Source organism: Kitasatospora sp. NPDC059747, assembly GCF_042732955.1.
Taxonomy (GTDB): Bacteria; Actinomycetota; Actinomycetes; order Streptomycetales; family Streptomycetaceae; genus Kitasatospora.
On the sequence record NZ_JBHWGV010000015.1, the window covers coordinates 1 to 15,655 of the forward strand.

The following is a 15,655-nucleotide window of genomic DNA, read 5'->3' on the forward strand; positions in this document are numbered from 1 at the left end:
CGCGGGCCCGCCGCCGTCACCGAGGCCGCCCCGGGCGGTGCCGAGGCCGGCACCCCGCGGCCCGCGCCGACCCTCGACGTCCCCGCCCCGGGCCTGCGCAGCCGGCCCGCCCGCCCGTTCCCCGGCGGGCCCACCGAGCCGCCGGGCGGGGCCGGCAGCCCGGCCGAGGGCAGCCTGCTCGACATGCTCAAGGTCGCCATCGCGATCCTCGACACGGCCGGCCGCGTGGTGCTCTGGAGCCCCGCCGCCGAGGAGCTGCTCGGCTGGCCGAACGAGCTGCTGGTCGGCCGCCGGATCGACGAGCTCATCCCGGACCACGACCAGGTCGCCCGGATCCAGGCCGCCATCCGGGACACCCTGCGCAACGGCCGCTGGGCCGGGCCCGCCGAACTGCGCGACCGGGACGGCGTGCCGGTCGCCGTGGACGCCCGGATCTCGCTGCTGGTGGACGGCGACGGCACCCCGTTCCTCCAGGTCAACCTGGCCGAGGCGGCCGCCGTCCGGGCCGTCGAGCGCGACCTCGCGGTGCGTGACGCGCTGTTCGAGCAGTCCCCGCTCGGCATCGCCGTCCTCGACACCGACCTGCGCTACACCGCCGTCAACCAGACCCTCGCCGAGATGAACGGCGTCGCCACCGACGACCACGTCGGCCGCACCACCGGCGAGACCCTGCCCGAGCGGGCCGCCGACGAGATCACCGCCATCCAGCGCCAGGTGCTGGCCACCGGCGAGCCGGTCATCGACGTCACCCTCGCCTCGCCGGTCACCGCCCGCTCCGGCTACCGCTCGATCTCCTACAGCCGGATGACCGACCGCTCCGGCCGCGTGCTCGGCATCTCCGGCACCGTCATGGACGTCACCGAGCGCTACCGGGCCGTCGCCAAGGTCGAGCACGCCCGGCGCCGGCTCTCCCTGCTCAACGAGTTCGGCTCGCGGGTCGGCGACCTCCTCGACGCCGCCCGGATCGCCCAGGAGCTGGCCGGCTCCGTCGTCCCCCGGCTCACCGACCACTCCGCGGTGATCCTGCTGCAGGCCGTCGCCCACGGCGACGACCTGCCCCGGCACGGCCACGACCGGCGCACCTCGCTGCTCCAGCTCGGCACCGCCTCCGTCCAGGACGGCCCCGAGGTCGACGTGATGCTGCGCCGCGGCGCCCGGATCACCTTCGCCGAGGACTCCGCCTGCGGCCGGGTGCTGCGCACCGGCGTGCCCGAGCTGCTCTCCGGCGCCGACCAGCTGAACGACGTCACCTACCCGGGCGACCCGAAGATGCAGGCCGCGCACGACCTCGGCGTGCACTCGATGCTCGTCGTCCCGCTGCGCGCCCGCGGCATCGTGATCGGCCTGCTGCTGGTCAGCCGGGCCGGCTACCGCGAGGGCTTCGACCGGGACGACCTCGCCTTCACCGTCGAACTCGCCGACCGGGCCGGCAGCTCCCTCGACAACGCCCGCCTCTACGCCCGCGAGCGCACCGCCGCGCTCACCCTCCAGCGCACCCTGCTCCCGCAGCAGGTCCCGCAGCCCACCGGCGTCGAGGTCGCCTACCGCTACGTGCCCGGCTCCAGCGGCACCGAGGTCGGCGGCGACTGGTTCGACGTCATCCCGCTGCCCGGCGACCGCACCGCGCTGGTCGTCGGCGACGTCATGGGCCACGGCCTGCGCGCCGCCGCGACCATGGGCCGGCTGCGCACCGCCGTCCGGGTGCTCGCCGCCCTCGACCTGCCGCCGGACGTACTGCTGCGGCACGTGCACGAGCTCGCCGACGACCTCGCCCAGGGGCCGGACGAGGCGCTGCTCGCGACCTGCGTCTACGCCGTCTTCGACCCCGGCACGGCCCGGCTGACCGTCGCCAAGGCCGGGCACATCCCCCCGGTGCTCGTGGTGCCCGGCCAGGAGACCGAGGAGCCGACCCGCACCGGCGGCCCGCTGCCCGGCGGCACCGGCCGGATCCTCGACCTGCCCTCCGGCGCCCCGCTCGGCGTCGGGGGCGTCCCGTTCGAGTCGGTCGAACTGAAGATCCCCGAGGGCAGCCTGCTCGCGCTGTGCACCGACGGCCTGGTCGAGTCCAGGGACAAGGACCTGGACGTCGGCCTCGGCCGGCTGGTCACCGTCCTCCAGGAGCCGCACGCGTCCATCCAGGCCGCCTGCGAGGCCGTGCTCGACACCATGGAGCAGGGGCGCGAGCCGGACGACGTCGCGCTGCTGCTGGCCCGGCTCGGTCACGGCCAGGCCGGCACCCCGACGGCCGGCTGGACGCTGCCGGCCGAGCCCACCGCCGTCTCCCGGGCCCGGCGGCTGGTGCGCTCCACGCTCGCCGAGTGGGGCGTCGAGGCGCTGACCGACATCGCGGAGCTGCTGGTCAGCGAGCTCGTCACGAACGCCGTCCGGTACGCCAGCGCCCCGATCGGGGTCCGGCTGACGCTCGGCGAGACGCTGCTGGTGGAGATCTCCGACCCGCTTCCCGACCCGCCCCGCGAGCGGCACGCGGCCGAGGCGGACGAGGGCGGCCGGGGCCTGGAGCTGGTCCGCCGGCTCGCACTGCGCTGGGGCGCCAGGGCCGAGGGCATCGGCAAGGTCGTCTGGTTCGAGCAGGCGCTCCCGGGTAATGAGCCCGACGAGCCGTGAGGCGTGCGGCGGGCGAGGGCGTGAGCCGGCGCGGAGGACCAGCGGGACGCGAGTAGAACGGAGCTGCATATGCCACCTGGCGGCCAGGGGGAGCGCGCACTCCGGCAGGGGGCGCGGGCGTGGCATTGTGGTTGCGCGGGCGGTAGGACAAAAACCTTCGCCCGATCTGATGTTGTGATGTTGAGGGCGTGTGAACGCACCCCTCGATGATGAATACTCGGTCTTCTCGACATCCGGACGGTCGCGGGTTGGAGGGGTCGGTCCGTTGAACAGCACCCCGGCGCGGAACGCGCCGAGCAGCAGCGGTCATGCCGCCGTGCCCGGGCAGGCCGGTTCACCGCACCTGCCCGCCCCGGTGACGGCCCGCGCGGCCGCCGCGGCCGAGGGCCGGCACGGCGCCGCCGCCCACGTCGGCACCCACGCGGGCGCCGGCTCGGTCTACGACTACATCCGGGTCGCCACCTTCGCGATCGGCCCCGACGGGCGGATCAGCCAGTGGAGCGAGCGCGCCGCCGAGTTCTTCGGCGTCCCCGCCACCGACGCGGTCGGCGCCGACCCGATCACCACGTTCGTCCCGCGCGAGCTCTGGCAGCGCGGCCGCGCCCGGCTGGAGCGCACCCTCGGCGGCGAGGAGTGGACCGGCACCACCCCGTACCTCGACGCCGCCGGGGGGGAGGGCCTGGCCGAGCTGTACCTGATGCCGGACACCGCCCTGCCCGCCGGCGCCACCTGTCTCGCCGTCGACCTCGGCCGGCTGCGCCGCGTGGAGACCGATCTCGCCGCCTCGGAGGCGGTTTTCGGCCAGACCCCGACCGGCTTCGTCCTGTTCGACGACCGGCTGCGCCTGCAGCGCGTCAACGACGCCTTCGCCTCCGGCATGGGCCTCGCCCCGGTCGACCTCGAAGGCCTCACCCCGCACGACCTCTTCCCGCCCTCCGAGGCCGACCGGCTCAGCGCCGCCCTGCGCAAAGTGCTCGCCACCGGTGAGCCCGTGTTCGACCTGCGCTTCCACGGCGTCGTCCCCACCCGCGAGGGCAACCGGCTCTGGGCCGTGTCGCTCTACCGCCTCAACGGCGCCGCGGGCCAGCCCATCGGCGTCGCCGGGCAGGTCTCCGACGTCACCAGCCGGCACGTCGCCGAGCGCGAGGCCGACGGCGTGCGCCGCAACCTCGCGCTGCTCAACGAGGCCAGCGCGCACATCGGCTCCACCCTCGACCTGGAGACCACCGCCAAGGAGCTGCTGGACGTCGTCGTCCCGCCGTTCTGCGACCTCGCGACCGTCGACCTGTACACCGCGCTGCTCTCCGGCGAGAGCGTCCCGAGCGCCGGGCGCCTCGGCGACACCGTCCTCACCGACGGCAGCGGCGAGCTGCGCCGGGTCGCCGTCTCCAGCGTCGTCGGCGGCGCCTCCTCGGTGCTCGGCTCGGTCACCGGCCTGCCCATCGCCGAGGCCGGCGGCACGCTCTGCTACCCGCGCCGCTCCCCGCACGCCCGGGCCCTGCGCACCGGCCGCAGCGTCGTCCCCGAGCCGGGGCCCGACCCGCTGCTGCGCTCCACGCTGATCGTCCCGCTGGTCGCCCGCGACCAGGTCCTCGGGCTCGTCCAGCTCTCCCGCGCCATCGGCAGCGAGCCCTTCGACGCCCGCGACGTCGCCATCGCGGAGGAGCTCGTCGCCCGCGCCGCCGTCTGCATCGACAACGCCCGGCTCTACCGCCGCGAGCACGAGCGGGCCCTGATCCTCCAGCGCAGCCTCCTGCCGCCCGGCAACCCGGCCGCCAGCGGCCTGGAGATCGCCTGCCGCTACCTGCCCAGCAACAACAACACCGAGGTCGGCGGCGACTGGTTCGACGTCATCCCGCTGCCCGGCAACCGCACCGCGCTCGTCATCGGCGACGTCATGGGCCGCGGCCTGCGCGCCGCCGTCGCGATGGGCCAGCTGCGCACCGCCGTGCGCACCCTCGCGATGCTCGACCTCGACCCCGCCGAGGTGCTCGGCGCCCTCGACGAGATCGCCCGCGGCCTCGGCGACGACTCCGTACCGGCCGGCCCGGCCAGCCCGTACGGGCGGCTCACCTCGACGGCCGACGAGGAGGCCCGCGAGGTCTACCTGGCCACCTGCGTCTACGCGGTCTTCGACGCCGTCACCCGGCGCTGCGTGTTCGCCAACGCCGGCCACCTGCCGCCGGTCCTGCTCAGCCCCGGCGAGCCCGCCCGGATGCTCGACGTGCCGCCCGGCCTGCCGCTCGGCGTCGGCGGCGAGCCCTTCGAGGAGGTCGAGCTGACCCTGCCCGACGGCGCCGTCCTCGGCCTGTACACCGACGGCCTCGTGGAGAGCCGCAAGCACCAGCTGGACGAGGGCCTGCGGGCCTTCCGCACCGCGCTCTCCGCCGAGGGCAAGGGCCTGGAGGACCTCTGCGACCACGTCCTCGGCGAGCTCAACCCGCACCACGGCGAGGACGACATCGCCCTCCTGATGGCCAAGGTGCACGCCTTCCCCGAGGACAGCGTCGGCAACTGGTTCCTGCCGCCCGAGCCCACGTCCGTCGCCAAGGCCCGCGAACTCGCCTGCAGCTGGCTGCTCGCCCGCGGCCTGGACGAGCTCGTCGACACCACCGAGCTGCTCGTCAGCGAGCTGGTCACCAACGCGCTCAAGCACGGGCGGGGCGAGATCCGGCTGCGGCTGCTGCGCGACCGCGGCATGGTCTGCGAGGTCTGGGACGACGGCTACGCCCAGCCCCGGCAGCGCCGCGCGCAGGAGACCGACGAGGGCGGCCGCGGCCTGCAACTCGTCAGCCTGCTCGCCGAGCGCTGGGGCAGCCGGCGGACGCCCAAGGGCAAGATCGTCTGGTTCGAGCTGGCGCTCTGAGGCGTCCGGGGGATCGGCCGTCCGGGTGCAGTCGCCCGGCGGCCCGCCGTGTCGGCGCGGGTGCGACCGGCCGGTCGGCGTTCGATGGCCGCCATGCGCGTCCGCCAGCTCACCGCCGCAGCCGCCGCGCTGCTGCTCGCCGCCGTGCTCGGCGGCTGCTCCGACCGCCCGGCCCCGGCCCGGCCCCCGGCCCCCGAGCCCGCCCCCGAGGCCACCGCCGCCACCGGGGACGTCCGGCCCGCCGACCGCGCCGCCGTCCGGGACGGCGGGACGCTGCGCTGGGCGGTGGACCGCGTCCCCGCGACGCTCAACGTCTACCAGCCCGCCGCGACCGCCGACTCGGCGCTGCTCGCGCACGCCCTCTACCCGTCGCTCTTCCGGCCCGACGGGCACGGCCGGCTCGTCCCCGACCCGGACTACCTGGCCGGCGCCGAGTCCACCCCGCCCGGTCAGCGGCCGCAGGTCGTCACCTACCGGCTCAACCCGCACGCCGTCTGGAGCGACGGCACCCCGCTGACCGCCGCCGACCTGATCGCCCAGCGGGCCGCGCTCTCCGGCCTCGACCCGGCGTACCGGGGCGGGCACCCGGCCGGGTACGACGCCATCGACTCGATCGGCCAGGGCGCCGACCCGCACGAGGTCAAGGTCACCTTCCGGCGGCCCTGCGCCGACTGGCCGTCCCTCTTCGGACCGCTGTACCCGGCCGCCGAGACGTCCACCGCGGCGGCGTTCAACCAGGCGCTCGCGGGCGGGGGCCACCTCGGCGCCGGGCCGTACACGGTGTCCCGGTACGACGCCGAGGACGGACGGGTGACGCTGGAGCGCAACCCGCTCTGGTGGGGCGACCGGCCGAAGGCGGACCGGATCGACTTCCTCGCGGCGGCCCCCGAACGGCGCCTCGACGCCCTGGACCAGGACCTGCTGGACATCGCCCCGGTCACCGCCGCGGTGGACCGGGCGGTGCCCCCGGCGCCGTCCGCGAGCCCCTCCGCGGCCGCACCGCCCGCGGCCGCACCGCCCGCCGCCGCGCCCGAGGCGGCCGCGCTCGCCCTGCGGCGGGCCGAGTCGCTGCCCGGGATCACCGTGCACCGGGCCGCCGCCGCCTCGCTCACCCAGCTCACCCTCAACGCCGCCCGGGGCCCGCTCACCGACCCGGCGCTGCGCCTCGCGCTCGGCCGGGCCGTCGACCGGCGGCGGGTCGCCGCCGCGGCCCTCACCCCGCTCGGCGTCGCCCCGGCCGCCCTGGGCAGCCACCTCCTCGCGGGGGACCAGGACGGCTACCGCGACAACAGCGCGGCCGCCGGCCCGGCCGACGCCGCCCGGCTCTTCGACGAGGCCGGGTGGAAGCGGCCGGACGGCGGCGGCACGCGGGCCAAGGACGGCAAGCCGCTCACCCTCGACCTGCTCGTCCCGGCGGGCTCCGCGACCGCCAAGCGCACTGCCGACGCCCTCACCGCCGGCCTCGCCGAGCAGGGCGTCGCCCTGCGGACGGTGACCGCGCCCGCCGACACCTTCGTCAAGCACCACCTCGCGGTGGGCGACTACGACCTCGCCCTGTTCTCCTGGCCGGCCGGCCCCAGTCCGGCGAGCGAGCAGCGGCCCGCCTACGCCAAGCCCCGGCCCGACCCCGACGGCACCCTCGACCCGGGCAGCAACTACGCCCGCAGCGGCACCGAGGAGATCGACCGCCTCTTCGACCGGGCGGCCGGCGAGCTCGACCGGGCCACCCGTCTGGACCTGCTCCAGGAGGCCGACATCCGGATCTGGCAGCTCGGCCACTCGGTGCCGCTCTACCAGCGGCCGGAGCTGGTGGGCGTCCGCTCGGGCGTGGCCGGGGCCGGGGTGTGGGGCTTCGACTGGCCGCGCTTCCAGGACGTCGGGTGGGCCGTGACGCCGTAGCCCGGCGTGACCCGGCTGTGATCTTGATCCCGCCGGACGGGCTCGTTTCTGCCCCGGTGCGCCCTTCCCCGTACCATAGGAGAAAGCCGGGGCGTGTCCAGATGCCCGGCGGGTGGACCGGTAGTAGCAGGCGAACGGGTGACGGCGGCCGACGGCGGCCGCAAGTGCGCGTCTCGCGGCCGGGCGCCGTAACCCACGATTCCGGGAGAATCCGCTAGGCATGCCCACGCGCAACGACATCCGTAACGTCGCCATCGTCGCCCACGTCGACCACGGCAAGACCACCCTGGTCGACGCCATGCTGAAGCAGGCCGGCGCCTTCGCGGCCCACCAGCACCTCGACGACCGCATGATGGACTCGAACGACCTGGAGCGCGAGAAGGGCATCACCATTCTCGCGAAGAACACCGCGGTCAAGTACCACCCCAAGGATGGTGGCGCTCCGATCACCATCAACATCATCGACACCCCGGGCCACGCCGACTTCGGTGGCGAGGTCGAGCGCGGTCTGTCGATGGTGGACGCGGTCGTGCTCCTCGTCGACGCCTCCGAGGGCCCGCTGCCGCAGACCCGCTTCGTGCTCCGCAAGGCGCTCTCGGCCCGTCTGCCCGTCATCCTCTGCATCAACAAGACGGACCGCCCGGACTCCCGGATCGACGAGGTCATCAACGAGACCTACGACCTCTTCCTGGACCTGGACGCCGACGAGGACCAGATCGAGTTCCCGATCGTCTACGCCTGCGCCCGTGACGGCGTCGCGTCGCTGACGAAGCCGGAGAACGGCACCGTCCCGGCCGACAGCACCAGCCTGGAGCCGTTCTTCTCCACCCTGCTGGAGCACGTCCCGGCCCCGAGCTACGACGAGGACGCCCCGCTCCAGGCCCACGTCACCAACCTGGACGCCGACAACTTCCTCGGCCGCATCGCGCTGCTGCGCGTCGAGCAGGGCGAGCTGCGCAAGGGCCAGACCGTGGCCTGGATCAAGCGCGACGGCTCGATCCAGAACGTCCGCATCTCCGAGCTGCTGATGACCGAGGCGCTCACCCGCAAGCCGGCCGAGGTCGCCGGCCCCGGTGACATCTGCGCCGTCGCCGGCATCGGCGACATCATGATCGGCGAGACCCTGGCCGACCCGGAGAACCCGATCGCGCTGCCGCTGATCACGGTGGACGAGCCGGCCATCTCGATGACCATCGGCACCAACACCTCGCCGCTCGTCGGCCGTGGCGGCAGCGGCAAGGGCGCGGACGCCAAGGCCGGCGCCAAGGTGGACCGCAAGGTCACCGCCCGCCAGGTGAAGGACCGCCTGGACCGCGAGCTCATCGGTAACGTCTCGCTGCGCGTCCTGGACACCGAGCGCCCGGACGCCTGGGAGGTGCAGGGCCGCGGTGAGCTGGCGCTGGCCATCCTGATCGAGACCATGCGCCGCGAGGGCTTCGAGCTGACCGTCGGCAAGCCGCAGGTGGTCACCAAGGAGGTCAACGGCAAGACGCACGAGCCGGTCGAGCGCCTCACCGTGGACGTCCCCGAGGAGCACATGGGTGCCGTCACCCAGCTCATGGGCATCCGCAAGGGCCGGATGGACAACATGTCCAACCACGGCTCGGGCTGGGTCCGCATGGAGTTCGTCGTGCCGTCCCGCGGCCTGATCGGCTTCCGCACCGAGTTCCTCACCAACACCCGCGGCACCGGCATCGCCCACTCGATCCACGAGGGCCACGAGCCGTGGTTCGGCACGCTGACCACCCGCAACAACGGCTCGCTGGTCGCCGACCGGGCCGGCGTGGTCACCGCCTTCGCGATGACCAACCTGCAGGAGCGCGGCGTGCTCTTCTGCGAGCCGGGCACCGAGGTGTACGAGGGCATGATCGTCGGTGAGAACTCGCGCTCCGACGACATGGACGTGAACATCACCAAGGAGAAGAAGCTCACCAACATGCGGTCGTCGAACGCCGACGTCGCCGAGTCGATCGTCCCGCCGCGCAAGCTCTCGCTGGAGCAGTCGCTGGAGTTCTGCCGCGAGGACGAGTGCATCGAGGTGACCCCGGAAACGGTTCGCATCCGCAAGGTCGTCCTCGACCAGAAGGACCGCGGCCGCACCGCTTCGCGCGCCAAGAAGGCGTGATCCCGACGGTTTGATCGGCCTTTGGCCGGAAAGCTCCGCCCCCCTTTCCACTGGAGAGGGGGGCGAACTTTTTCAATCACCCCAAGTTGTCGATGCGGGTATAAACGGAATAGCGCCTATCACAGTGGGGTGTCCGCTGAGCGAACATGACAGTCCGTCATTCATGACGACTGTCCGTTTGGTACCTGTCTGGCTATGTCTCATATGTCCGGTTTTCGAAACTTACCGACCGTTCATGTGACCTAATTGAGATCGGCAGTGGTCACTTTCGTGTCCGTGCGTGACGGATAGTGGAGCCAGTCAGGCTCGGGTCAAGGGTTAACGCGCAGGGGTGCGCGCCGAAACCACGAGCGCGGACGGCACAGCGGATCCGGTATCAACCAACCGCGGTGCTCTCCTCGTTGGAAAGTCGATTTCAGGAGGCATCCCCCATGCGTGGTGCAACCCAGACCAAGTGGCTCGTTGCGGCGACCGCGATCGCCCTGGCCGCGACCGCTTGCAGCACCAGCTCGAAGAGCAGCGACTCGGCCTCGAAGGACGGCGGCAGCATCGCCGTCCAGCTCGGTGAGCCCCAGCACGGTCTGGTTCCGCAGAACACCGCGGAGTCCGAGGGCACGCAGGTCGTGTACTCGCTGTTCACCGGTCTGGTCGACTACGACATCAAGACCAACGCGCCGAAGCTCGCGATGGCCGAGTCGATCGACTCCGCGGACAGCACGACCTGGACGATCAAGCTCAAGGACGGCTACACCTTCCACAACGGCGAGAAGGTCACCGCCAAGTCCTTCGTGGACGCCTGGAACTGGGGTGCCAACCAGGACAACGCCGCCGAGGGCCTGCCCTTCTACGACAAGATCCTCGGCTCCGACGAGCTGGCTCCGGGCAAGGGCAAGACCCCGACCGCCAAGGAGCTCAAGGGCCTGAAGGTCGTCGACGACAAGACCTTCACCGTCACCCTGAAGGCGCCGTTCTCGCAGTTCAAGACGATGCTGGGTTACAACCCGTTCTACCCGCTGCCGACGGCGTTCTTCTCTGACCCGAAGGCGTTCGGCGAGCACCCCATCGGCAACGGTCCCTTCCAGATGGACGGCGACTGGGACCACAACAAGCAGATCAAGATCAAGCGTTACGACAACTACGGTGGCACCAAGGCCCACCTGCAGAACGTGACCTTCAAGATCTACGACAACCTGGACACCGCGTACAACGACCTGCGCGCCGACAACATCCAGGCCACCAACAAGCTCCCGATCTCCGCGATGTCCACCGTCGCCAGCGAGTTCGGTGACCGCTACATCAACAAGCCGGAGTCGGGCATCGGCTACATCGGCTTCCCGATCGCCTACAACCCGGCCTACCAGAAGCCGGAGATCCGCAAGGCGATCTCGATGGCGATCGACCGTGACCAGATCACCAAGACGATCTTCGCCGGCACCCGCGTCCCGGCCTCGGACTTCGTCAGCCCGCTGATCAACGGCTACCGCAAGGACGCCTGCGGCGACGCCTGCAAGTACGACCCGGCCAAGGCCAAGGACCTCTTCACCCAGGCCGGCGGTCTGCCGGGCAACACCCTGGAGCTCGGCTACAACGCCGACGGCGGCCACAAGGAGTGGATCGAGGCCGTCGGCAACCAGCTGAAGAAGAACCTCGGCGTCGAGGTCACCTTCAAGCCGTTCGAGAAGTTCGGCAAGATCCTGGACGCGCTCCAGGCCAAGCAGTACCAGGGCGCCTTCCGCATGGCCTGGTCGATGGACTACCCGTCGATCGAGGACTACCTGCGCCCGATCTTCTCCAAGGTCGCCATCGACAGCGGCTCGAACTACGGCGGTTACGTCAACGACCAGTTCGAGAGCCTGCTGACCCAGGCCGACGGGGCGAAGACCGAGGACGAGGGCATCAAGCTCTACCAGCAGGCCGACGACATCCTGATCAAGGACATGCCGTACATCCCGGTCTACACGTACCAGTCCTCCGCTGCGTACACCAAGAAGATCAAGAACTTCAACACGGATGCGCAGATGCGCTACAACCTGGCCGAAGTTGAGATGGCCGGCTGATCCGGTAGTCAGACGATCGGGGGCGGGTGGACCGGACCACAGTCCGGCTCGCCCGCCTCCCTTCCTTGTCCGAAAGTATGGAGGTCTGATGGGCCGCTATGTGATCCGCCGGTTGATACAGGCGATCCCTGTTCTCATCGGTGCGACGTTCCTGATCTATTTCATCGTCTTCTCGCTGCCGGGTGACCCGGTGCAGGCGCTGGCCGGTGAGAAGCGCGCCGACCCGATCGTGGCGGAGATGATCCGTCAGAGGTACCACCTGAACGACCCGTTCCTCGTTCAGTACTGGCACTACATCTCGGGCGTCTTCCAGGGCGACCTGGGCGAGAGCCTGCAGGGTCGCAGCGTGAGCGACATGATCGGCGACGCCTTCCCCTACACCCTGAACCTCGGCATGGTGGCGTTCGTCATCGAGGCGGTCGTCGGTGTGGCGGCGGGTGTCATGGCGGCCCTGCGCAAGGGCAAGTTCCTCGACCAGCTGGTCCTCCTGAGCACCCTGCTGGTCATCTCGGTCCCGGTCTTCGTCACCGGCTTCATCCTCCAGCTGGTGCTCGGCGTCCAGCTGAAGAACTCGTACGGCATCGACTTCTTCTCGGTCTCCTTCAACGAGGAGGACGGAATCCGGGCCTACCTGCTGCCGGCCTTCGTCCTCGCGTCGCTCTCGCTCGCGTACGTCGCCCGACTGACCCGCACCAGCCTGATGGAGACCATGCGCGCGGACTACGTCCGCACCGCCGTCGCCAAGGGCCTGAAGCGCCGTCGGGTGATCGGCCGGCACGCCCTGCGCAACGCGCTGATCCCGATCGTCACCTTCCTCGGCGCCGACCTCGGTGGCCTGATGGGCGGTGCGGTGATCACCGAGAAGATCTTCAACATCCACGGCATCGGCGGTCTGCTCGCCCAGGCCGTGTACCAGAAGCAGGGCACGATCATCGTCGGCGTCGTCACGCTGCTGGTGATGATCTACCTCGTGACCACCCTGCTCGTGGACATGCTGTACGCCGTGCTCGACCCGAGGATTCGCTATGAGTGACACCATCACCAAGGACGCCTCGGCGCCGGCCGGGGACAACAGCCCGAAGGCCGCGCCGGCGAAGAAGCAGAAGCCGGAGCGCGTTGCCAGCCTGTGGTCGGACGCGGTCCGCGACCTGCGCCGCAACCCGATGTTCATCATCGGCGGCGTGCTGGTGCTGGCGCTGATCGTCATCTCGATCGTGCCGCAGTGGTTCACCGACGGCAGCCCGTTCGACAACAACGCGTGCGACCTGTCGCACTCGCTGGAGCGTCCGAGCGCCGACCACTGGTTCGGCTACGACGTCCAGGGCTGCGACAACTACACCCGCACCATCTGGGGCGCCCGCAACTCGATCATCGTCGGCATCCTGACCACCACCATGGTCACCGTGGTCGGCTCCCTCCTCGGCCTGCTGGCCGGCTGGAAGGGTGGGATCGTCGACTCGGTCCTGTCGCGGTTCACCGAGATCTTCTTCTCGATCCCGACCCTGCTCGGCGGCATGCTGATCATGTCGATGCTCGGCAAGGGCAACGCCTACACCGTCTCCCTGGTGATGGCCGTCCTCGGCTGGCCGCAGATCTACCGCATCATGCGCGCCTCGGTGCTGGCGAACAAGAACAACGACTACGTGATGGCCGCCCGAGCCCTGGGCGCGGGTGCCGGCCGGATCACCTTCCGGCACATCCTGCCGAACGCCATCGCGCCGGTCATCGTCGTCGCCGCGATCAGCCTGGGTGTCTACATCGGCGCCGAGTCCGCCCTGTCCTACCTGGGCATCGGCGTCCAGTCGCCGGAGATCTCCTGGGGCCTGATGATCAGCGACGCCCAGGTCCGCTTCCTGGCGGCCCCGCACGTGCTGCTCTTCCCCGCCGCGGTCCTGAGCGTCACCGTGCTGGCCTTCATCATGCTCGGCGACGCGGTGCGCGACGCCCTCGACCCGAAGCTCCGCTGAGAGAAGAGGTGACGACCCGATGACCACCGTGATCGAGAAGAACCAGAAGAGCGGCCGGCTCGAAGTTGGCACCCCGCTGCTGGAGGTCAAGGACCTCCACGTGGAGTTCCACACCCGGGACGGCGTCGCGAAGGCCGTGAACGGAGTCAACTACTCCGTGGCCGCCGGTGAGACCCTGGCGGTGCTCGGCGAGTCCGGCTCCGGCAAGTCGGTGACCGCCCAGACCATCATGGGCATCCTCGACATGCCGCCCGGCAAGATCAGCCAGGGCCAGATCCTCTTCCGCGGCCAGGACATGCTGGCCATGAAGGAGGAGGAGCGCCGGCAGATCCGCGGCCAGAAGATCGCGATGATCTTCCAGGACGCGCTGTCCTCGCTGAACCCCGTCATGACCGTCGGCGCCCAGCTGGGCGAGATGTTCCGGGTGCACCGCGGCGCCTCCAAGAAGGAGGCCCGGGAGAAGGCCATCGAGCTGATGGAGCGGGTCCGCATCCCCGCCGCCAGGCAGCGCGTCGGCGACTACCCGCACCAGTTCTCCGGCGGCATGCGCCAGCGCATCATGATCGCGATGGCGCTCTCCATGGAGCCCGACCTGATCATCGCCGACGAGCCCACCACCGCCCTGGACGTGACCGTCCAGGCCCAGGTGATGGACCTCCTCGCCGAGCTGCAGGCCGAGTACAACATGGGCCTGATCCTGATCACCCACGACCTCGGCGTGGTCGCCGACGTCGCGGACAAGATCGCCGTCATGTACGCCGGCCGGATCGTCGAGACGGCCCCGGTGCGCGACCTGTACGCCAACCCGGCGCACCCGTACACCAAGGGCCTCCTGCGTTCCATCCCGCGCCTGGACCAGAAGGGCCAGGAGCTGTACGCGATCAAGGGTCTGCCCCCGAACCTGCTGAAGGTCCCGGCCGGCTGCGCGTTCAACCCCCGCTGTGACGTCGCCACCGACCTGTGCCGCACGGAGATCCCGGCGCTGCACCAGGTGACCGACAAGGACGGCAAGGAGCTCACCGGCCGCCGCAGCGCGTGCCACCTCTGGAAGGAGACCCTCCATGGCTGAGCCCATCCTGGAGGTCAAGGACCTGGTCAAGCACTACCCGCTGACCCAGGGCATCCTCTTCAAGAAGCAGGTCGGCGCGGTCAAGGCGGTCGACGGCATCTCCTTCGACCTGATGAAGGGCGAGACGCTCGGCATCGTCGGCGAGTCCGGCTGTGGCAAGTCCACGCTGGCCAAGGTGCTGATGAACCTGGAGCGGGCCACCTCCGGCCAGGTGCTGTTCAAGGGCGAGGACATCTCCAAGCTGACCGGCCAGGCCCTCAAGGCCGTGCGCCGGAACATCCAGATGGTGTTCCAGGACCCGTACACCTCGCTGAACCCGCGCATGACGGTCGGCGACATCATCGGCGAGCCGTTCGAGATCCACCCCGAGGTGGCCCCGAAGGGCGACCGCCGCAAGGCCGTCCAGGACCTCCTGGACGTCGTCGGCCTGAACCCGGAGTACATCAACCGGTACCCGCACCAGTTCTCCGGCGGTCAGCGCCAGCGCATCGGCATCGCCCGCGGCCTCGCGCTCAAGCCCGAGATCATCATCTGCGACGAGCCGGTCTCCGCCCTGGACGTGTCCGTCCAGGCGCAGGTGATCAACCTGCTGGAGCAGCTGCAGAGCGACTTCGGGCTCTCGTACATGTTCATCGCCCACGACCTCTCCATCGTCCGGCACATCTCCGACCGCGTCGGCGTGATGTACCTCGGCAAGATGGTCGAGATCGGCTCGGACGAGGAGATCTACGAGAACGCCACCCACCCGTACACCCAGGCGCTGCTCTCCGCGGTGCCGGTGCCGGACCCGACGGCGCGCGAGCACCGCGACCGGATCATCCTGACCGGCGACATCCCCTCGCCGGCCAACCCGCCGTCCGGCTGCCGCTTCCGCACCCGCTGCTGGAAGGCGGAGGACCGCTGCTCCGAGGAGATGCCGCTGCTCGCGGTGCCCTCGCTGCTCAAGGGCGCGGCCGCGCACGAGTCGGCCTGTCACTTCGCCGAGGTGCGCGAGACGGAGACGGCCGCGGCCTGACCGACGGCACCCGTGACGCACCCGGAAGGGCC

Annotated in this window: 9 protein-coding genes; all 9 read left to right on the forward strand. The window is 71.2% G+C overall.

Annotated features, from left to right (window positions below):
* On the forward strand, positions 1-2,625 hold a 2,625-nt coding region (locus tag ACFV4G_RS09150; RefSeq protein WP_380438122.1), incomplete at its 5' end, for a SpoIIE family protein phosphatase.
* Positions 2,626-2,890: 265 nt separating this feature from the next.
* A complete protein-coding gene (locus ACFV4G_RS09155; protein ID WP_380438124.1) occupies positions 2,891-5,491 on the forward strand; it encodes a SpoIIE family protein phosphatase in 2,601 nt (866 codons plus the stop codon).
* A gap of 93 nt (positions 5,492-5,584) precedes the next feature.
* Positions 5,585-7,390, forward strand: coding sequence for an ABC transporter family substrate-binding protein (locus ACFV4G_RS09160; RefSeq protein WP_380438126.1), 1,806 nt, complete (start codon positions 5,585-5,587; stop codon positions 7,388-7,390).
* Positions 7,391-7,610: 220 nt separating this feature from the next.
* The gene (gene typA, locus ACFV4G_RS09165; RefSeq protein WP_380438128.1) at positions 7,611-9,515 is read left to right on the forward strand and encodes a translational GTPase TypA; all 1,905 of its coding nucleotides are present in this window, start codon (positions 7,611-7,613) and stop codon (positions 9,513-9,515) included.
* A 431-nt stretch (positions 9,516-9,946) separates the two neighbouring features.
* Complete coding sequence (locus tag ACFV4G_RS09170; protein WP_380438130.1) at positions 9,947-11,572, forward strand: ABC transporter substrate-binding protein; 1,626 nt, start codon at positions 9,947-9,949, stop codon at positions 11,570-11,572.
* A gap of 88 nt (positions 11,573-11,660) precedes the next feature.
* Positions 11,661-12,605 carry an ABC transporter permease gene (locus ACFV4G_RS09175; protein ID WP_380438133.1) on the forward strand — a complete coding sequence of 315 codons (945 nt, stop codon included), beginning with the start codon at positions 11,661-11,663 and terminating at the stop codon, positions 12,603-12,605.
* The gene (locus ACFV4G_RS09180; protein ID WP_380438135.1) at positions 12,598-13,539 is read left to right on the forward strand and encodes an ABC transporter permease; all 942 of its coding nucleotides are present in this window, start codon (positions 12,598-12,600) and stop codon (positions 13,537-13,539) included. Before ACFV4G_RS09175 ends, ACFV4G_RS09180 begins: the two co-directional genes overlap by 8 nt.
* Before the next feature lie 19 nt (positions 13,540-13,558).
* Positions 13,559-14,608 (forward strand): ABC transporter ATP-binding protein, encoded by a 1,050-nt coding sequence (locus tag ACFV4G_RS09185; protein ID WP_380438137.1) that lies wholly within the window; start codon positions 13,559-13,561, stop codon positions 14,606-14,608.
* Positions 14,601-15,623: an ABC transporter ATP-binding protein gene (locus ACFV4G_RS09190; protein ID WP_380438139.1), complete on the forward strand. Its 1,023-nt coding sequence runs from the start codon at positions 14,601-14,603 to the stop codon at positions 15,621-15,623. Before ACFV4G_RS09185 ends, ACFV4G_RS09190 begins: the two co-directional genes overlap by 8 nt.
* Positions 15,624-15,655 lie beyond the last annotated feature (32 nt).